General features: G+C 68.2%; 18 protein-coding genes. 10 read left to right on the forward strand and 8 right to left on the reverse strand.

The annotated features are described in order from the left end of the window. Positions 1-79 precede the first annotated feature (79 nt). From ALI144C_RS44530 to ALI144C_RS44545, 4 genes are all read right to left on the reverse strand, one after another. Entirely contained in the window at positions 80-385 is a 306-nt protein-coding gene (locus ALI144C_RS44530; protein WP_076993285.1) for a DUF1416 domain-containing protein, read from the reverse strand. Next, a complete protein-coding gene (locus ALI144C_RS44535; RefSeq protein WP_076993286.1) occupies positions 382-1,224 on the reverse strand; it encodes a sulfurtransferase in 843 nt (280 codons plus the stop codon). The genes ALI144C_RS44530 and ALI144C_RS44535 overlap by 4 nt, the downstream gene beginning before the upstream one ends. 41 nt (positions 1,225-1,265) lie before the next feature. Next, positions 1,266-1,709, reverse strand: a complete 444-nt coding sequence (locus ALI144C_RS44540; RefSeq protein ID WP_076993287.1) for a DUF4395 domain-containing protein — start codon at positions 1,707-1,709, stop codon at positions 1,266-1,268. A gap of 278 nt (positions 1,710-1,987) precedes the next feature. After that, the gene (locus tag ALI144C_RS44545; RefSeq protein WP_076993288.1) at positions 1,988-2,803 is read right to left on the reverse strand and encodes an oxidoreductase; all 816 of its coding nucleotides are present in this window, start codon (positions 2,801-2,803) and stop codon (positions 1,988-1,990) included. Between the two features lie 148 nt (positions 2,804-2,951). Between ALI144C_RS44545 and ALI144C_RS44550 the strand changes: the two genes are divergently transcribed. After that, positions 2,952-3,635, forward strand: a complete 684-nt coding sequence (locus ALI144C_RS44550; protein ID WP_076993289.1) for a GbsR/MarR family transcriptional regulator — start codon at positions 2,952-2,954, stop codon at positions 3,633-3,635. 8 nt (positions 3,636-3,643) lie between these two features. Here the strand turns inward: ALI144C_RS44550 and ALI144C_RS44555 are convergent, their stop codons facing one another. After that, positions 3,644-4,054 (reverse strand): TlpA family protein disulfide reductase, encoded by a 411-nt coding sequence (locus ALI144C_RS44555; protein WP_076993290.1) that lies wholly within the window; start codon positions 4,052-4,054, stop codon positions 3,644-3,646. After that, entirely contained in the window at positions 4,051-4,965 is a 915-nt protein-coding gene (locus ALI144C_RS44560; RefSeq protein WP_083753934.1) for an LmeA family phospholipid-binding protein, read from the reverse strand. The genes ALI144C_RS44555 and ALI144C_RS44560 overlap by 4 nt, the downstream gene beginning before the upstream one ends. Positions 4,966-5,254: 289 nt before the next feature. On the opposite strand from ALI144C_RS44560, the gene ALI144C_RS44565 reads away from it, so the two are divergent. From ALI144C_RS44565 to ALI144C_RS44605, 9 genes are all read left to right on the forward strand, one after another. After that, positions 5,255-5,980, forward strand: coding sequence for a winged helix-turn-helix transcriptional regulator (locus tag ALI144C_RS44565; RefSeq protein ID WP_076993291.1), 726 nt, complete (start codon positions 5,255-5,257; stop codon positions 5,978-5,980). A 4-nt stretch (positions 5,981-5,984) separates the two neighbouring features. Beyond that, positions 5,985-6,824 (forward strand): mycothiol synthase, encoded by an 840-nt coding sequence (gene mshD, locus ALI144C_RS44570; RefSeq protein ID WP_076993292.1) that lies wholly within the window; start codon positions 5,985-5,987, stop codon positions 6,822-6,824. A 212-nt stretch (positions 6,825-7,036) separates the two neighbouring features. After that, positions 7,037-8,161: a phosphate ABC transporter substrate-binding protein PstS gene (gene pstS, locus ALI144C_RS44575; protein WP_076993293.1), complete on the forward strand. Its 1,125-nt coding sequence runs from the start codon at positions 7,037-7,039 to the stop codon at positions 8,159-8,161. Between the two features lie 190 nt (positions 8,162-8,351). Further along, positions 8,352-9,278, forward strand: coding sequence for a phosphate ABC transporter permease subunit PstC (pstC, locus tag ALI144C_RS44580; RefSeq protein ID WP_076993748.1), 927 nt, complete (start codon positions 8,352-8,354; stop codon positions 9,276-9,278). Then, complete coding sequence (gene pstA / locus ALI144C_RS44585; RefSeq protein WP_076993294.1) at positions 9,275-10,183, forward strand: phosphate ABC transporter permease PstA; 909 nt, start codon at positions 9,275-9,277, stop codon at positions 10,181-10,183. Before pstC ends, pstA begins: the two co-directional genes overlap by 4 nt. A gap of 7 nt (positions 10,184-10,190) precedes the next feature. Next, complete coding sequence (gene pstB / locus ALI144C_RS44590) at positions 10,191-10,967, forward strand: phosphate ABC transporter ATP-binding protein PstB (RefSeq protein WP_054296036.1); 777 nt, start codon at positions 10,191-10,193, stop codon at positions 10,965-10,967. Between the two features lie 861 nt (positions 10,968-11,828). Further along, entirely contained in the window at positions 11,829-12,239 is a 411-nt protein-coding gene (locus ALI144C_RS44595; protein ID WP_083753935.1) for a hypothetical protein, read from the forward strand. 16 nt (positions 12,240-12,255) lie between these two features. Continuing rightward, positions 12,256-13,254 (forward strand): hypothetical protein, encoded by a 999-nt coding sequence (locus tag ALI144C_RS44600; protein ID WP_143231230.1) that lies wholly within the window; start codon positions 12,256-12,258, stop codon positions 13,252-13,254. After that, on the forward strand, positions 13,251-14,006 hold the full coding sequence (locus tag ALI144C_RS44605; protein WP_076993296.1) for an ESX secretion-associated protein EspG: 756 nt from the start codon (positions 13,251-13,253) through the stop codon (positions 14,004-14,006). The genes ALI144C_RS44600 and ALI144C_RS44605 overlap by 4 nt, the downstream gene beginning before the upstream one ends. Here ALI144C_RS44605 and phoU read toward each other — a convergent pair. Beyond that, positions 14,003-14,665, reverse strand: coding sequence for a phosphate signaling complex protein PhoU (phoU, locus tag ALI144C_RS44610; protein ID WP_076993297.1), 663 nt, complete (start codon positions 14,663-14,665; stop codon positions 14,003-14,005). The two genes, ALI144C_RS44605 and phoU, sit on opposite strands and share 4 nt — an antisense overlap. A gap of 74 nt (positions 14,666-14,739) precedes the next feature. Then, positions 14,740-17,535, reverse strand: coding sequence for an LCP family glycopolymer transferase (locus tag ALI144C_RS44615; protein WP_143231231.1), 2,796 nt, complete (start codon positions 17,533-17,535; stop codon positions 14,740-14,742). Positions 17,536-17,548 lie beyond the last annotated feature (13 nt).

Consider the following 17,548-nt stretch of genomic DNA (forward strand, 5'->3'; position numbering starts at 1 on the left):
GCAAGGAAGTGAAAATCAGGTGCACGCACTGAGGATAACCGGGCTGGGACACCGCCGGTGTCCCAGCCCGGTCAACAGGTCAGGCGACGGCTACGGCCACCTCGTGCACGCCGGGCCCGTCGGCCTGGATCGACGCCTCACCGTTGCCCGTGCGGTGCAGCGCGCGCACCGTCCACGAGCCGGGCGCGGCGTAGAACCGGAACTCGCCGTTCGGCGAGGACACGACCTCACCGGTGAAGTCCCCGTTGCCGTCGAGCAGGCGCACGAACGCGCCGCCGACCGGGGCCTCGCCGGACACGACCCGTCCGGACAGGACAGTCTGACCCTCCGCGCCCGTGATCGGCGCGGCCTGGTCGGGTGCTCCGCAGCTGCTGCTCACATTCACTCCTTGCCAGTGCCGGTCTCGACCGGGACGCCGACCAGCGACCCGTACTCGGTCCACGAACCGTCGTAGTTCTTGACGTCCTCGTAGCCCAGCAGCTCGTGCAGGGCGAACCAGGTGTGCGAGGAACGCTCACCGATGCGGCAGTACGCGATGGTCGCCTTGGACTCGTCGATCCCGGCTTCCTTGTAGATCTCGCGCAGCTCGTCGTCGGACTTGAAGGTGCCGTCCTCGTTCGCGGCCTTGGCCCACGGCACGTTGATCGCGCTCGGCACGTGGCCGGGGCGCTGCGCGGACTCCTGCGGCAGGTGTGCCGGGGCCAGCAGCTTGCCGCTGAACTCGTCCGGCGACCGCACGTCGACCAGGTTCTTGGTGTTGATCGCGTCGACGACCTCGTCGCGGAACGCCCGCAGCTTGAGGTTCTGCTCCTGCGCGGAGAAGTTCGTCTCGTCGCGCTTGACCACGTCCTGCGACAGCGGGCGGCCGTCGAGCTCCCACTTCTTGCGGCCACCGTCGAGCAGCTTCACCGAGTCGTGGCCGTACAGCTTGAAGTACCAGTACGCGTACGCGGCGAACCAGTTGTTGTTGCCGCCGTAGAGGATCACCAGGTCGTCGTTGGCGACACCCTTGGCGGACAACAGCTTCTCGAAGCCGGCGCGGTCGACGAAGTCGCGGCGGACCGGGTCCTGCAGCTCGTTCTTCCAGTCGATCTTGACAGCACCCGGGATGTGCCCGGTCTCGTATGCGCTGGTGTCCTCGTCGACCTCGACGAACACCACCCCCGGCGCGTCGAGGTTGTCCTCTGCCCACTGGGCCGACACCAGCACGTTTTCGCGGCTCATCGAGCGCCTCTCACTTTCTGTATCAGGGGGTTGGTGATCACTCAGGCCGGTTTCTGCCGGCCGCCGGACGGGGTGAGCCTGCGCAGCAGCAGGTAGGTCTCGCAGCCGAGGCAGAACGCGAAGGCCGCGTTGAGGAACGCGGCGGCCAGCGCGAACGCGGTGGCGATCAGACCGACCGTGCTGCCGCCGAGAGCGAACGCGATCGCACCGACAGCGGCGAACGCGAAACCGACACCCTGCGCGAACCGCAGCGGCGCGGCGTCTTCCCGCTCGTCGGTCGGCTGCAGGCGCGGCGCGACGAGGTACTTGTAGACAAGTGAATAAGGTGCGTACTTCAACCCGGCGAACGCGCCGACGGCGAAGACGACAGCCTGTGCGGCCAGCAGCGGCCACCACTGGGTGGCGAGCACGACGGCAAGGACGACGGTCGTGATCCAGGCGGAGAGCCTGGGACCGCGGGGATCGACGGGTGGGCCTGCGGACATGTGTCCTCCTGACCTGCGGGCAAGCGTGGGAGTGCGCCGCGTGCGATGGCGCGCGAAATCGCCTGGTCAGAGGGTCGCTTGACAGAGACTGGAGTCCACGCGGCAGTAGTCGACCGCGCGGCGCCTCGTCAGCAACGTATACACGGCGGCGAGAGTACCTCGATCTCACATTGCAGAGCACCACCGTCCATCCACTGGGACACACGATCGAGCGAGGGTCCCCGGACGCGGGTCAGAGCGTGATCACCCTCGCCCGCCGCGCAACGCTGATCGGGGTGCTACCTGTTCGAGGACGTGACGAGCGCGTCGAACTCGCGGTCCGGCAGTGACCTGTTGAGCTCCAGGAGCTTGTCGGCGAGCCAGCCGACCGCGTAGCGGGTCTCCGGGTGGTCGGACTCGGCGGCCTGCCGGATGACCTCAGCGACCACGCCGGGATCGGAGCCCTCGCTCAGGCCCGTCTCGCTGCGCTTGGCCATGGCCTCGGCCATGTCCCGGTACGGGCCGTTGCCGGACATCTCGCGCAGTTGCGCGGCCGTCTGGTCCTCGAACTCGGTCCTGATGATCCCCGGCTGGATGATCACGACGTCGATGCCGAACGGCCGGACCTCCATCCGGAGCGTGTCGGAGAAGGCCTCGAGCGCGTGCTTGGCGGCGTAGTACCAGGAACCGAGCGGCAACGCGATCTCGCCGCCGATCGACGAGACGTTGACGATCGTGCCGGAGCGCTGTGCGCGCATGGCGGGCAGGACGAGCTGGACCAGCCTGGCCGGTGCGATGAGGTTGACCTCGAGCTGGTCGCGCGCCAGGTCCAGCGGCACGTCCTCGACAGCGCCGTGCATGACGGTGCCTGCGTTGTTGACGAGGACGTCGATCCGTTGTTGTTCGTCGAGAACGATGGCGACTACCCGGTCGAGGTCCTCCGGGTTGCGTGCGTCCATCGCCAGCACGTGGCCACCCGCGGCGCGGATGTCGTCCATCTTGTGCACGCGCCGCGCGGCGCCGTACACCGTGTGGCCTGCGCGCAGGAGTTCCAACGCGGTGGCGCGGCCGATGCCCGACGACGCCCCAGTGACCAGGCACACCTTGGCTGCCATGGTGATCCCCTTTCGTTGCGGTACACCGAACGCTAGGACTGATTTTCGCGTTGCTGCAACTTGGCGATGCGGTTTCCGCAGGTGAAACGGATATCATCGATGCAATGACATTGCGGCTGAATGCACGGACGGTGACGGGAGAACGGGGATGCCAGGCGGTCGACTGACCATCGAGGAACGCCAACGCGTCGCGTCCGGGTTGGCGGCGGGGCACAGCTGCGCCGAGATCGCCCGTCGGCTGCGACGGCCGGGCTCGACCATCAGCCGTGAGGTCGCGCGCAACGGCGGGCCCCGCGGTTACCGGGCCAACCAGGCGCAGCAGGCCACCAAGTGGCGGGCACGCCGCCGAAAGCCCCATCCGGCCATGCCGCCTGCCGCGGGCACCGACCCGCTCGCGCAACGAGGCTTCGAGGACCGGTTCGCCGAGATGATGACCAGGACCGGGATGCCCGCGATGACGGCCAAGGTCCTGGTCTACCTGTTCACCACCGACACCGGCAGCGCCACCACCGCCGAACTCGTCGCCCGGCTGCGGGTCAGCCCGGCGTCCATCTCCAAGGCCATCGGCTGGCTGGAGCAGCGCGGCCTGGTCCGGCGGGAACGCGACGGCAGGCGCCAGCGCTACCTGATCAACGACGACGCCTGGTACCAGGCGTGGCAGGCCAGCGTCCAGTCGATGGCCATGTGGGCGGACCTGACGCGGCAGGGCGCCGACCTGTTCGGCCACACCAGCCCGGCCGGTGCCCGGCTGAGTGCCACCAGCCGGTTCTTCCGCCACCTGGGCCACGACATGACCCAGGCGGCCGAACACTGGCGGCAGACCCTGCCGTGATCACGCAGTCAGCCCAGGTGCGGTCGCAGTGCGTCGAGCAGCGCGTCCCGCTTGGGCACCCCGCCGACGCGCAACAGCTCCACCCCGTTCGAGTCCACCGCGAGCGTGGTCGGCGTGGACAGCACACCGAGCGACGAAGCCACCGCGGGGTGATCGGTCACGTCGAAGTCGACGTGCCGCAGGCCGTCCACCTTCTCGGCCAGGTCGGCCAGCAGGATCCGGGTGTGCCTGCACGGCGCGCAGAACGTCGTCGAGATCTGCAGCAGCGTCACCCGGCTACCCGGATCCACCAGTTCACGCAGCTCAGCGGGCAGTGCGGAGACCTTGGCGGCCCGTACGCGGCCCTGGGAACGGCGCCAGGCGAGACCGAACACGCTCACCACCGCGAGCGTGCCGATCAGCACCCAGACACCGGTCATCCAGCCAGGCCCCGCAGTTTCACGTTCTCCGCCTTGCCCTTCAGGGACAGCGAGCCGGGATCGACCTGCACGGCCGTCGGCGTGATCGCCACCGGCAGCGTGCCCGGGTCGAGGTCGACCGCGAAGCGGGGCAGCAGCTGCTGCTGGATGGCCTGGCCGAGCAGGTTGTTGCCGATCGAGTTGGCCAGCGAGATCCGCTTCGGGGCGACCTGGATCTTCTGGTTGACCAGGCTGACGATGGCGTACACCGCGATGTCGGTCGACTGGCCCGCGATGTCGAGCTTCGCGCCGATCCGCACACCGGCCGTGGTGTCCTCGGTCTCCTGCTTCAAGGCCTCCTGGTCGGCCTTCTCGTCGAGCTCGTCCTCGGCGTCGCCGGTCGCCAGCACCCGCTTCTCGCTGACCGGCGAGATCGTCACGTTGGTGATGTCGGTGGTCCGCACCGGCAGCTTCTTGGACTGCAGCGCCCGGTTGAAGTCGGCCTCCTTGACCCGCAGCTGGCCCTCGATCTCCTTGACCGAGATCGACTCGGTCCGGCCTGCCAGCAGGTCCGACAGCGGGGCCTGCACACCGCGCAGGTCCGCGTGCACCTCGACGTCCTTGAGGATGTCCTTGATCGGCACACCCTTGGCGTCGACCGTGATGTGGTCGTACTCACCACCGATGGCCTGCGTCAGGAACGGGAAGCCACGCACGGTCACGGCCGGGTCGTCGGCGAGGTTGAACGCCTCCTTCGCCCGCTTGGAGACCTGGTACTCGGCCACCGCCGCGGCGCCGAAATCCACGCCGACCAGCAGGGCGGCCAGAATCACGAGGGTGATGACCAGCGGCCGCGTCTTCGACCGCTTCGGCTTCCCCGGCCGCTGCCGGCTCGCCGAGGCGTTGTGCGCTGCGTTCGGCGCTGTCGTCATGCCACCACCTGTGTCGATGTCTCTTATGTTGGACGCGTCAGCACACGTCTGGTTGGAGCGAAGGTCGCGATCCGGTGTACCAGACGAGCGGCCCGCTCGTCCCCGGCATGCCCAGGATAGGCGCCCCTTCCGCGCGGCTGGTGCCGCCTCACACCGGCGCTGATCGGCACCTGGTCCAAGCGGTGACCTGCCCCACGTGTGTGAACCGCGTGTTACGAACAGGCGATTTCCCGGCCACGCTCGTTATTCTCCTGGATAACCGCGTGAACCTCCCGAGAGGCGGTAGGCCATGAGCCTCGACCTGCTCCTGCTGACCGCGGACCCGGAGCCGGGTTCGGTGCTCCCTTCCCTGATGCTGCTCCCGCATGCCGTGCGCACGCAGCAGCCGGAGGTGACCGCACTGCTCGAGGCGGGGTCCCGTGACGCGGTGCTCGTCGACGCCAGGACGGACCTCGCCGGTGCCAAGAGCCTGTGCCGCCTGCTGACCAGCGGCGGCGACGCGGGCCCGGTGATCGCGATCGTCGGTGAAGGCGGCCTGGTGGCCGTGACCTCGGACTGGCGGGTCGACGAGATCCTGCTGCCGACCGCGGGCCCGGCCGAGGTGGACGCCAGGCTGCGGCTGCTGACCTCCCGCGGCCCGGCGGGTCCCGGCAACGGCGACGGCGCGATCCGGCTCGGCGAGCTGGTGATCGACGAGGCCACGTACATGGCCAGGCTGCGCGGCCGTCCGCTCGACCTGACGTACAAGGAGTTCGAGCTGCTGAAGTACCTCGCCCAGCACGCTGGCCGGGTGTTCACCCGCGCCCAGCTGCTGCAGGAGGTGTGGGGCTACGATTTCTTCGGCGGCACCAGGACCGTGGACGTGCACGTCCGGCGGCTGCGCGCGAAGCTCGGCATCGAGCACGAGCAGATGATCGGCACCGTGCGCAACGTCGGCTACAAGTTCGTCCAGCCTCCGAAGAAGGCCGGCGCCGCGCCCGCGGCGGAATCAATCAGCTTCGACGTGGTTCAGTAAAGGTGTGACCGAACTCGTCTGGCGCCCGACCCTGTCCGAGCTGGAGACAGCGCAAGTCCGCGAGCTGCTGGCGTCCGACGAGGCCGGTGTCGACCTGCCGTCCGGCGGTGAGCACCTCCTGGCCGTCCGGGACGGCGTGGTGGGCTACGCGCACATCGACCCGACCGGTGACCAGCTGGGCAACCAGGTCGCCGAGCTGGTCGTGCACCCCGGTCACCGCAGGCAGGGCATCGGCGGGCAGATGCTGACCGCTGTCACTGAGCACGCGCGGCCGCTGCGGATCTGGTCGCACCGCGACCACCCCGGTGCCGCCCGGCTGGCCGAGAAGCTCGGTCTCCAGCGGGTCCGTGAGCTGTACCGGATGGGCATGGACTTCGGCGCCGAAGAGTTCGCCGAGCCCACGCTGCCCGACGGCGTCCGGTTGCGCGCGTTCGTTCCTGGGCAGGACGAGGAAGCTGTGGTCGCGGTGAACGCGCGGGCCTTCTCGTGGCATCCCGAGCAGGGCGGCCTGACCGTCGACGACGTGCGCGAGACCGAGCGTGAAGGCTGGTTCGACCCGGCCGGGTTCTTCCTCGCGGTGGACGCACAGGACAAGGTCGTCGGCTTCCACTGGACCAAGGTGCACCCCGACTCGACCGGTGAGGTCTACGTCGTCGGCGTGGATCCGGCCGCCCAGGGCGGCGGTCTCGGCAAGGCGCTGACCCTCGCCGGACTGCGTCACCTGCGCGGACTCGGGTTGCCCCGGGTGATCCTCTACGTCGAGGGCGACAACACCGTGGCGATCGCCGTTTACCGCAAGTTGGGTTTCGAGTTGCTTGACGCGGGCGTGCAGTACGCACGGTAGTCACACGTTCAATCACCGTGTGCGAACCCCCAGGTCGCGGCGAGATAACGGCGCCGTTCCAAAGGGGTCGCACTGCTCACAATGGGTGCCTTGTTCACCTGTCGTTCACCTCTACAGGGCCGTCCGTTCGGTCTGGCTCCTTAGCGTCCGGGATCGAGCGGCGGGCTCGTCGCCAAACGGCTCAAGCCAAACGGCTCAAGTGGAGGATTCAGGTGAAGATCAAGCGGCACGGTGCCGTGATCAGCCTCATCGCCGCCGGCGCGCTCGCGCTCACGGCGTGCGGATCGGACCAGAACACCCCGGCAGCGGGTGGTGGCTCCGGTGCCGCCGCGCCGACCGGCAGCGCTCAGGTGGACTGCGGTGGCAAGAAGAACCTTGTCGCTGAGGGTTCCAGCGCCCAGAAGGGCGCCATGGACGTGTTCGCCCAGCAGTACGGTCAGAAGTGCGCGGGCCAGCAGATCGCCTACACGCCGTCCGGCTCCGGCAACGGCATCAAGCAGTTCAACGGTGGCGTCGCCGACATCGGCGGCTCGGACTCGCCGCTGAAGGAAGGCGCCGAGACCGACGCGGCCAAGACCCGCTGCAAGGGCGACCCGGCGTGGAACCTGCCGCTGGTGTTCGGCCCTGTCGCCGTGCCGTTCAAGCTCGAGGGCACGACCGACCTCACGCTGACCCCGGACGTGATCGCCAAGATCTTCACCGGCACCGTCAAGACGTGGGACGACGCCGAGATCACCAAGGCCAACGGTGGCAAGGCGCTGCCCGCCAAGCCGATCAAGGTCATCTTCCGGGATGGTGACTCGGGCACCACCGACAACTTCCAGCAGTACCTCGCCGCCGCCGCGCCGTCGTCGTGGACCAAGGGCGCGGGCAAGAAGTTCGTCGGCGGGACCGGCCAGAGCGCGCAGGGCTCGGCGGGTGTGGCCGAGACCGTCGCCGCCGCCGACGGCACCATCGGCTTCGTCGAGTGGTCCTTCGCGCAGGACAAGAAGCTGAGCGTGGCCAAGATCGACAGCGGTGCGGGCGCCGTCACGCTGTCCGGTGAGACCGCGGGCAACGCGATCAAGGCCGCCAAGATCAAGGGCACCGGCAACGACCTCGTGCTCGACCTGAAGGCCCTCTACGCCAGCAAGGCCGCGAACTCGTACCCGCTCGTGCTCGCCACGTACGAGATCGTGTGCTCCAAGGGCTACGACGCCGACACCGCCAAGGCTGTGAAGGCGTTCCTGACCGTCGCCGCGACGACTGCCCAGTCCGGACTGGCCGACGCGGGCTACGTGCCGCTTCCCCAGGAGTTCCAGGACAAGCTGCTGACCGCGGTCAAGGCTATCGCCTGACGAGACCGAGGCTGGCACACTCGCCATGAGTGAGATCCGTAACAGGTCTCCGCGCCCCGTCGCCACCGGCACCGCCGGTGAGCGGCGGGGCGGTTCGGCGACCGAGACATCAGCGGAGGCACCGATTTCGGTGGAATCCCGACCCAGTGACCCTCGGCCGCCGTCGGCGGATCAGCCGGCCAAGGTCATCGTGCGCCCCGGCGACCGGATCTTCTCCGGCTTCGCCAAGGGATCCGGCATCCTGATCGTCGTCATCATCGCGGCGATCGGAGCCTTCCTGCTGGCACAGGCGATTCCGTCGCTTGTGGCCAACAAGGCGAACTTCCTGTTCAGTCGCCAGTTCACCGCGGGCGACCCGGACAACCTCTCGTTCGGTGTCCTCGACCTGCTGCTGGTCACCGTCTACAGCTCGATCGTCGCGCTGATCATCGCGATGCCGATCGCGTTGGGCATCGCGCTGTTCCTGACCCAGTACGCGCCGCGCAGGCTCGCCCGGCCGTTCGCGTACGTCATCGACCTGCTCGCGGCCGTGCCGTCGATCATCTACGGCCTGTGGGGCGCGGCCGTGCTCGCGCCCGCGCTCGATCCGATCACCGAGTGGCTCAACTCGGCACTCGGCTGGTTCTTCCCGTTCTCGACGGGCAACGTGGACCGCAGCATCGGTCAGACGATCTTCACCGCGAGCATCGTGCTCGCCGTGATGGTGCTGCCGATCATCACCGCGATCTCGCGCGAGGTGTTCGACCGGACGCCGCCCATGCAGATCGAGGGGGCGCTCGCTCTCGGCGCGACGCGCTGGGAAGTGGTCCGCACGACCGTGCTGCCGTTCGGCAAGGCCGGTTACATCAGCGCGTCGATGCTCGGCCTCGGCCGCGCGCTCGGGGAGACCATCGCCGTGATGATCATCCTGGCCCAGGCCGCGGGCAAGAACTTCGGCTGGAGCCTGTTCGACGGCGGCGACACGATCGCGTCGATGATCGCCCGTGCGGCGGCGGAGTTCAACGACCCGCGCAGCGCGGGCGCGTACATCGCGGCCGGCCTCGTGCTGTTCCTGTTGACGTTCATCGTCAACGCGATCGCGCGGTCGTTCATCGTCGGGAAGAAGGAGTACGAGTGACGACCACCGATCTCCAGCGCCCGGCGACAGCGCCCGCGTTCCAGCAGATCTCCTCGGCTCGCAAGGCGAAGAACACCACGGCGACCATCCTGGTCGGCGCCGCGTTCGTGATCGCCGTCGCGCCGCTGATCTGGCTGCTGTGGACAGTCATCGAAAAGGGCTTCAGCCACATCCTCAGCTCGGACTGGTGGCAGAAGTCGATGTCCGGCCTGACCGGGCGGCAGGCGGGTGGTGGTGCGTACCACGCCATCTACGGAACGCTGATCCAGGGCTTGGTCTGCGCGCTGATCGCCGTGCCGATCGCCATCATGGTGGCGATCTTCCTGGTCGAGTACGGGCGCAACTCGAAGCTCGCCAAGTGGATCACGTTCACGGTGGACATCCTGTCCGGTGTGCCGTCGATCGTGGCCGCGCTGTTCATCTACGCGATGTGGGTGACCACCTTCGGCCTGCCGCGCAGCGCGTTCGCGGTGTCGCTGGCGTTGGTGCTGCTGATGATCCCCGTCGTCGTGCGGACGACGGAGGAACTGCTCAAGATCGTCCCGGACGAACTGCGGGAAGCGTCCTACGCGCTGGGTATCCCGAAGTGGAAGACGATCGTGAAGATCGTCGTGCCGACGGCGCTGTCCGGCATCATCACCGGCATCATGCTCGCGGTCGCACGCGTGATGGGTGAGACCGCGCCGGTGCTGGTCCTGGTCGGCTACGCGCAGTTCATCAACTACGACCCGTTCAACGGGAACATGGCGTCGTTGCCGTTGTTCATGACCACGGAACGGTTGACCACCAACGAGATCGGCGAGGCCCGGGTGTGGGGCGCCGCGGTGACCCTGATCCTGATCATCACCCTGATCAACCTGCTCGCGACCTTGATCTCGCGGCTGACCGCAGTGAAGACGAAGTGAGGCGGCCATGGCCAAGCGCATAGACGTCAAAGACCTGAACCTGTTCTACGGCAAGTTCCACGCCGTGAACAGCGTGACCCTGTCGGTGCCGCCGCGTAACGTGACCGCCTTCATCGGACCGTCCGGTTGCGGCAAGTCGACGGTGCTGCGGTCCCTGAACCGGATGCACGAGGTGATCCCGGGAGCCCGCGCGGAAGGCGAGGTGCTCCTCGACGGCGAGGACATCTACGCCTCGGCGGTGGACCCGGTGTCGGTCCGCAGGACGATCGGAATGGTCTTCCAGCGCCCGAACCCCTTCCCCACGATGTCCATCAGGGACAACGTGGTGGCGGGTCTGAAACTGGCGGGCACGCGGGACAAGAAGAAGCTCGACGAGGTGGCCGAGCGCGCGCTGCGCGGAGCGAACCTCTGGGCGGAGGTGAAGGACCGCCTCGGCAAACCCGGTGGCGGCCTGTCCGGCGGCCAGCAGCAGCGTCTGTGCATCGCCCGCGCGATCGCGGTGCAGCCGGACGTGTTGCTGATGGACGAGCCCTGCTCGGCGCTGGACCCGATCTCGACCCTGGCGATCGAAGACCTGATCACGGAGTTGAAGAAGGACTACACGATCGTCATCGTCACCCACAACATGCAGCAGGCAGCGCGGGTGAGCGACCAGACGGCCTTCTTCAACCTCCTGGGAGTCGGCCAGCCAGGCCAACTGATCGAGATCGACGACACGGAGAAGATCTTCTCCAACCCCAGCCAGAAAGCGACGGAGGACTACATCTCCGGCCGCTTCGGCTGAGCACCAGCGAATCCCCGACGGGCCGTCAGCGCGATGCTGACGGCCCGTTCGCGTTGCCCGGCTGGTCAGCAACGCGGTTCGTGCACAGCTGTGCGCGCCGTTCGTCAGAGGGGGACGATGAGCCGGGGTTTTCCACGATCGGCCGCGTAGCCGATGGTGTGCCAGGTTCCGCTGGACAGTTGGTTCCCCTGAGGTACTGCTCGAACAGACCGGGCAGCCGGGCCGCTGACTCGCGTGAGATGGACCGGGTGCCGGTGATTGTCACGGTTCGTGCCATTCGGTGCCCTTCTTCGATGATGTCAACGGTTGTCATCTGCCTTTCCCGCACTGTCGTACACCCGGATGGCGGTACCGACTGAGGCGGTCGGTTGTACCCCACCGTCGTGGTGAACGGGCCGTCCTGAGCGGCGTTGCCGAGTCCCTGCGAGGTCGGACGCGTCGATGTGGTCGGTGCGCTCGATGTGACTGTCTCGTCCGTAGTGGTCGCTTGTTCGTCATTGGCGTTCCGGGTGGGACAGTCGGAAAGACTGTGTCGTAAGGGAACGGTCCTGCCGGGTCCGGCTTCGTCCTGTCCGGAATCCACACTCCGATGTGGAGTGCTCCGGACGACGCGGCTCCGGGCGGCCAATTGGCAGAGTGTCAACTAGGCCGAACGCCTTGTGTAGTTCTCACTCACTCATCCGGGGCATGTTGTGTTGTGGATCACTACCGCTGGGGTGATTGGCTGGTAATGCCGCATTCGAGGGTTACTGACCGCGTCCAGGTAAGGACCAAGTGGGTGGAACTGCTCGTTCGCTAGGGACACGCAGGGTGGTCGGTTGATACCGTGCCGTCAGGTCCGGCGCTACCCGAGGGGTTCTCATGTACGAGGATGAGAAGTCCACCGTTCCAGCGGCGTGGAACGATCCTGCGCGCAACGCCATGGATCAGATGCTCGAGAACATGCGGCACTTCAAGGAGAGTGCGGCCTCCGGCCAGTTCACCGTGAGCGCTTCCGCTGGCGAGGACCTGCTGCGCGTGATCCGGATGCTGCAGGACTGGCTCGGCGCCGACCAGTGCGGAACGCTCGACCAGCGCCCGCTGCTCGGCGGCAGCTACGGCGCCGTCGCGATGGCTCCCTTCGTCCAGCAGATCGCATCCGACCAGCAGGGTTTTCTCACCCAGATGACCCGGCTGCGTGACGTGCTCACCGACGCGGAGAGCGGCGTCAAGCAGGCCATGGCCAACTACCGCCACAACGAGCAGGCGGTCGCGGGGACTTTCAGCAAGTAGACGAGAAGAGGTGGCCATGCCGGACGTCTACATCGACGACCAGGGCAGCGTCGGCACCACCGGTCGGTCCGGCCTCCAGGTGTCGGACCTGCTCGCCAGGATCGCCGGACGCGCGCGGGTCGCGCCGCGGTCCGGTTCCGCCGACGAGGGCACGCGCGAGGCACCGCTCCCGGAAGGCGTGCTGTACGCCAACATCGACCACCCCACGCTCAAGGCGATGGTCACCGAGAACGTCGACCCCGACCAGGTCGGCATGCTCGCGACCGGCTGGCAGCAGGCCGGCGCCAAGCTGACCCAGTTCCAGGACGAGGTGGTCAGCGCGGTCAACAGCAGCCGCGAGGACTGGCACGGCACCGCGGGCGAGGCCGCCAGGCAGTTCATGATGGACGTCGGGCAGTGGATCGGCGGCGCGGGCCGCGGCGCCGAGCTGGCCGGTTCGCAGGCCGCCAAGCAGTCGGAGGCGTTGGCCGCGGCCAGGAACTCGATGCCCGAGCCGGTCGCGTTCGACGTGGACGCGGCCAACGCCGAGCTGCGCAGCATCACCGACCCCATCCAGTGGATCTCCCGGTACGCCGAGCACATGGCTGCCTACTCCGCCCAGCAGGCCGCGCAGCTGCGCGCCGCCGAGGTGGTCACCACGTACGACGCCGCGCTGGCCGACTCGGCCACGATGCCCGCGTTCGCACCACCGCCGGAGATGGCGGGATCAGCCGCACCGCAGCCCAGGTCCGCCCAGGACGGCACCTCGCCCATGTCGGCGTCGTCGGGCATCCCCACCCCGGTCGCGTCGCCGGAGAACGCGATCCGGGACGATTCCGCACCGCAGGCAGCGGCGGCCGTGCCGCTGGCCGGTGGGTTCGCCGCCGTCCCACTCGCCGCGGCCGCGTCGCGGCCCGTCGAGCAGGCCGTTCCCGGCGCACTGGCCGCTCAGCACCACATGGCGGAGAACTACATGCTCGACGGCGACCGCGCGTTCGGCACGAGGCCGACCATGCCGCCGGTGATCGGCGGATGACCGAGTCGTTCACGCTCTCGCTCGCGGCGGTCGACATCCTCGCCGAGGCGCTCGGTGTGGACTGCCGCCGCTACCCGTTCCAGCTGCCGGGGATCGGCGACTTCGTCGACGACCGGGTGCGCATCGCCAAAGCCGTGTTCGCGGACCTCGCCCGGCGCGGACTCGTGCGGGGCGAGCAGTTGAGCCCGTCGATCGCCGACGGCCTGCGGCTGATGTCGCGCTACCGGGTCGCGATCGCGGTGATGGGCACTCTGGACGACCAAAGCGATTTGTACGCGAGGGTTTCCGCTGACGGCGACCGCGGATTGCTCGTCATCCAGGAAGGCCAGATGTTCCGGTTCGAGTTCGTCCGGCCGGAATCGCTGGCGCGCACCGCCGTCAGCCTGCTGCCGAGGTTGCGGCCTGGGCACGGGCAATCGGTCACAGTGACGGCGCGACCCGTTGCCATCGAGGAGAAACGAGAAGGGTACGCGCGCGAGGTCCGTCCGGCGAGGACGATGTCACAGGCGCAGATGATCGCGGCGCAGGAGATGCTGCGCAAGGTCCGCACCGGCGCTGGCTACTTCGTCGTGTCCGCTGTGGACAGAGATGGCCGCGAGACGCGGGCGCCCGGCCTGAGCTGGCTGGACACCGAGGACGGCCGGTACATGGCGCAGGCGCACCCGGACGATGGCGGCGGCACGTTCGCGCCCGCCGACACCGTCCGCCTGGTGCAACAGCTGGAAGACCTGATGAGCTCGCTGGCCGGTTAGACGTCGTCCGAGCTGTACCCGGGCATCTTGCCGGTGACCACGAAGACGACGCGCTTGGCGACCGACACCGCGTGGTCGGCGAACCGCTCGTAGAACCGGCCGAGCAGCGTCACGTCGACCGCCGCGGCCACGCCGTGCGGCCATTCGCGGTCCATCAGCACGGTGAACAGGTGCTGGTGCAGGTCGTCCATCTCGTCGTCGGTGTCGTCGAGCTGGCGGGCCAACTGGACGTCCTGGGTCCGGATGACCTGCTCGGCCTGTGCGGCCATCTTGCACGCGATCTCGCCCATTTCGGCGAAGTACGGCCGAACCGCGTCCGGCAGCACCGGGTTCGGGTGGCGCCTGCGCGCGGCCTTGGCCACGTGCAACGCCAGGTCACCCATCCGCTCCAGGCTTTCCGCCGCGTGGATGACCGCGAGCACGGTCCGCAGGTCCGTCGCGACCGGAGCCTGCAGCGCGAGCAGCGCGTAGGCGTCCTCCTCGGCTTTCGCCCTGGCGTCATCGATCTTCGTGTCGTCGCCGATCACCTGCTCGGCGAGCGCCAGATCGGAATCCAGCAGCGCCTTGGTCGCATGCGACATGGCGTCGCCGACCATGGAACACATGTCGGCCAGCTGATCGGCGAGTTGACCGAGCTGGTCACGGTAGGCCTCACGCATGGGCGTCAGCCTACGTGCAGGTCCGTCTTCTTACCGAATCCCCAAGTGAACCGTAAGTGAACCGAGCTCTACATCTAGGCACACCGGATGTCGCCCGCGTTGACCGTCGACAGCCCCTTCGGCACCTCCGCCCCAGGTGGCGGCGTCGCGGTACCCGGTGTGCTGACACTGCCCTGCGAGGGTGCCTGGATCTTGCCGCCGAAGTCCTCGCCGAGCACCAACACCACCGCTCCGCCCAGCGAGTCGTCCTTCTCCAGCTTCGCACCGGGGACCGCGGCCGCGACCGTGGTGGCCGCGTTGAGGTCGGTACCGAACTTGACCACGGTGTCCGGGCGCTTGCTCGGGGCACCGGTCGCTTGCACCACGTCGAAGTTCTGGTTGCGCAGCTTGGTCTGGACGGTGCGGCCCTCGCCGTCCTTGCCGGTGGCGTTGAGGACCTGGACCTTGACCGACTTCGGATCGACGATCTGGCCGGGCTGCTGGGCCTGCACCGCCTGCGGCGTCGTTCCGGCCTGTGCCTGCGGCGAGCCGTCGGCCGCCTCGCCAGGCAGCGGTGCCTTGTTGATGATCGCGTTGAACAGGGCCTTGTTGTCCTTGTCCCGCAACACTTCGTTGCCGCGGTCGTTGGGCAGGCCGACCGTCGGGACGGTGATGAACGTGACCTTGCCCGCCTGGACGCTCTGCAGCGACCGGCCGAGCGTGATCAGCTGGTCGGTGTCGACGCCCTCACCGAACGTGGCCTGGGTGAACGCGCTCACGAAGTTCTTGAGCTTGCCGGGGTCGAGCAGCACCTGGCCGGACATCGACTTGCGCAGCAGGGACGACAGGAACCGCTGCTGCCGTTTGATCCGACCGTAGTCGGAGGTCGGGTCCTCCTTGCCGCCCTTCGTGGTGCTGACGTGCCGCGCCCGCACGAAGTTCAGCGCCGCGTCGCCCTGCAACATCACGTTCTCGCCGGGCTTCTCGACGATCCAGGTGTTCAACTTGTTGTCCCACATCGGTTTCTCAACGCACATCTCGACGCCGTGCACGGCGTCGACCATGCCCTTGAAGCCGTGGAAGTCGATCCCGACGAAGTGGTTGATCTTCAGGCCGGTCAGGTTCTGCACGACCTTGGTGACGCACTTGGGGCCACCCAGGAAGAACGCGACGTTGATCTTCTGGTTCTTGAGCGGTTTGCTCTTCTGGTCGGTGTACTTGGCCGCCTGGGCGTCGTACTTGTCGCACTCCGGAATCGCGACTTCCAGGTCACGCGGGAACGACACCATCACGACGCGCTTCCGATCCTTCGGCACGTGCGCGATCATGATCGTGTCGGATCGGGCGCCCTTGATGTTCTCGGCGCTGCCGACACCGTCCTCGGCCTCCGCGCCCGCCCGGGTGTCCGAGCCGACCATCAGGAAGTTCTCGTCACCGCGCTGTGCTTCGCTCTGCTGGATGTCGGACGAGTTCTCGTCCAGCGACTCGACCTCGTTGAACTGGCCGTCGATCCACTCCTTGCCGCCCCACACCACACCGGACCCGACGAGCAGGAGCGCCGCGACGGAAGCGGCGACGATCCGGCCCGTCTTGAGGAACTTGGTGGGCGGTGGCTTGCGGGTGCCCCCGCCGCCGGCGGTCTCGCGAACCGGCTCGGGGGGCTCAGGTGGAACGGACGACTCGGCGGCCTGCGCCGGTTCTATGTGAACCGTCGGCTCGACCGGCTCGTGGTGTTCGACAGTGGGTGCGTCGGCCACCACCCGATCCAAGCCGGGGTCGATGCCGGGGTCGATGCTGCCTGTGGCCGGGTGTTCCGCGAGGGCGTCAGGCTCTGCGCCGCCCTCGCTTTCCCCTTTTAGCCACGGCATCATGCGCTCGCGCTTTTCCTTCTTTTGTCGTTCCTCTTCGGCGAGCTCGTCGTGAACGGCGGAGAAGCGCGCGAGGGTGGCGTCCACCCTGCGGATTTCCTTGACCTCCTCGGAGATGGCTTCCATCTCGGTGGTCATGCTGACGGGGTCGAGATCGCGGCGCGGCGGGATCGCCTTGCGCTCGCTCGGCGGCGTCGGGCGCTTGAGTGCGGGCGGGATGCTCGCGTCGTGCTCGGTCTGGCCCGCGTTCGGGATCGGCAGCTGCTGTGACAGCTGCTGCACCTGTTGCACCTGCTGCGGCGTCGGCAGCTGCTGCGACGGCTGCGGTGGGCGCGGCGGCCGCTGGTGCTGGCCGGTGTTGTTGCCCGGTACCGGGAGCACCACCGAGTTCTGGCCGGGGTTCTGGCCGGGAAGCTGGGCAGCGGGCTGGGGCATCGGCCGTGGTCCGGAAGAGTGACCACGCGGTGCGGGCGGCACCTGATATGTACCGGACGCTTGCGCCGTCGGGCGTGGCGTCGGTTTTGGTGGGTTCTGTCCGTTCGGCGGCAGCGGGCGCTGTCCGGTCATGTCCCTCGGGGCGGGGCGCTGACCGGTCTGCTGCGTGTTCGCCGGGGCCGCGCGGCGCCGTGGCTCGGGGCGCAGATCGGGCCGCGGCAACTGCTGCGACATCTGCTCCGGCCGGGGTGCCTGTGCCTGCCTCCGGGGTGCCGCCGCGGCGCGGGACTGGGCCTGCGGCCGTTTGGCGGATGGCTGGGGTGGCTGTACCGGCGCGGTCTCGCGTGCGGCCCGCTGAGGGGCCCTCGTCTGCGTCTGCGCCGCTACCGGATTCGCCGCTGTGCCATTGACCTGCGGAATCGGCAGGTCTGTGCGCGAGTGGCGTTTGACCAGATCCGAGACGCTGACGCCGCCCGAATCCTCCATTGACCGTCTGCGACGGCGTGGCTGCTGATCGGGTGACGCTTCCTCGGTCGAGTGGCGACTGCGGCGAGCACCGGTGCCGTACGGGCGATCTTCGTCGGGCACCAGGTCTCCCTCC

The organism is Actinosynnema sp. ALI-1.44, from assembly GCF_001984155.1.
In the GTDB taxonomy this organism is placed as follows: Bacteria; Actinomycetota; Actinomycetes; order Mycobacteriales; family Pseudonocardiaceae; genus Kibdelosporangium.

What these genes read in the sequence shown, in the direction of transcription:
- ALI144C_RS44605 (WP_076993296.1), top strand. Translation starts at nt 13,251, where the DNA reads ATGACCGAGTCGTTCACGCTCTCGCTCGCGGCGGTCGACATCCTCGCC.
- ALI144C_RS44540 (WP_076993287.1), bottom strand. Translation starts at nt 1,709, where the DNA reads ATGTCCGCAGGCCCACCCGTCGATCCCCGCGGTCCCAGGCTCTCCGCC.
- ALI144C_RS44565 (WP_076993291.1), top strand. Translation starts at nt 5,255, where the DNA reads ATGAGCCTCGACCTGCTCCTGCTGACCGCGGACCCGGAGCCGGGTTCG.
- ALI144C_RS44560 (WP_083753934.1), bottom strand. Translation starts at nt 4,965, where the DNA reads ATGACGACAGCGCCGAACGCAGCGCACAACGCCTCGGCGAGCCGGCAG.
- ALI144C_RS44545 (WP_076993288.1), bottom strand. Translation starts at nt 2,803, where the DNA reads ATGGCAGCCAAGGTGTGCCTGGTCACTGGGGCGTCGTCGGGCATCGGC.
- pstB (WP_054296036.1), top strand. Translation starts at nt 10,191, where the DNA reads ATGGCCAAGCGCATAGACGTCAAAGACCTGAACCTGTTCTACGGCAAG.
- ALI144C_RS44555 (WP_076993290.1), bottom strand. Translation starts at nt 4,054, where the DNA reads ATGACCGGTGTCTGGGTGCTGATCGGCACGCTCGCGGTGGTGAGCGTG.
- ALI144C_RS44595 (WP_083753935.1), top strand. Translation starts at nt 11,829, where the DNA reads ATGTACGAGGATGAGAAGTCCACCGTTCCAGCGGCGTGGAACGATCCT.
- ALI144C_RS44600 (WP_143231230.1), top strand. Translation starts at nt 12,256, where the DNA reads ATGCCGGACGTCTACATCGACGACCAGGGCAGCGTCGGCACCACCGGT.
- ALI144C_RS44550 (WP_076993289.1), top strand. Translation starts at nt 2,952, where the DNA reads ATGCCAGGCGGTCGACTGACCATCGAGGAACGCCAACGCGTCGCGTCC.
- ALI144C_RS44535 (WP_076993286.1), bottom strand. Translation starts at nt 1,224, where the DNA reads ATGAGCCGCGAAAACGTGCTGGTGTCGGCCCAGTGGGCAGAGGACAAC.
- phoU (WP_076993297.1), bottom strand. Translation starts at nt 14,665, where the DNA reads ATGCGTGAGGCCTACCGTGACCAGCTCGGTCAACTCGCCGATCAGCTG.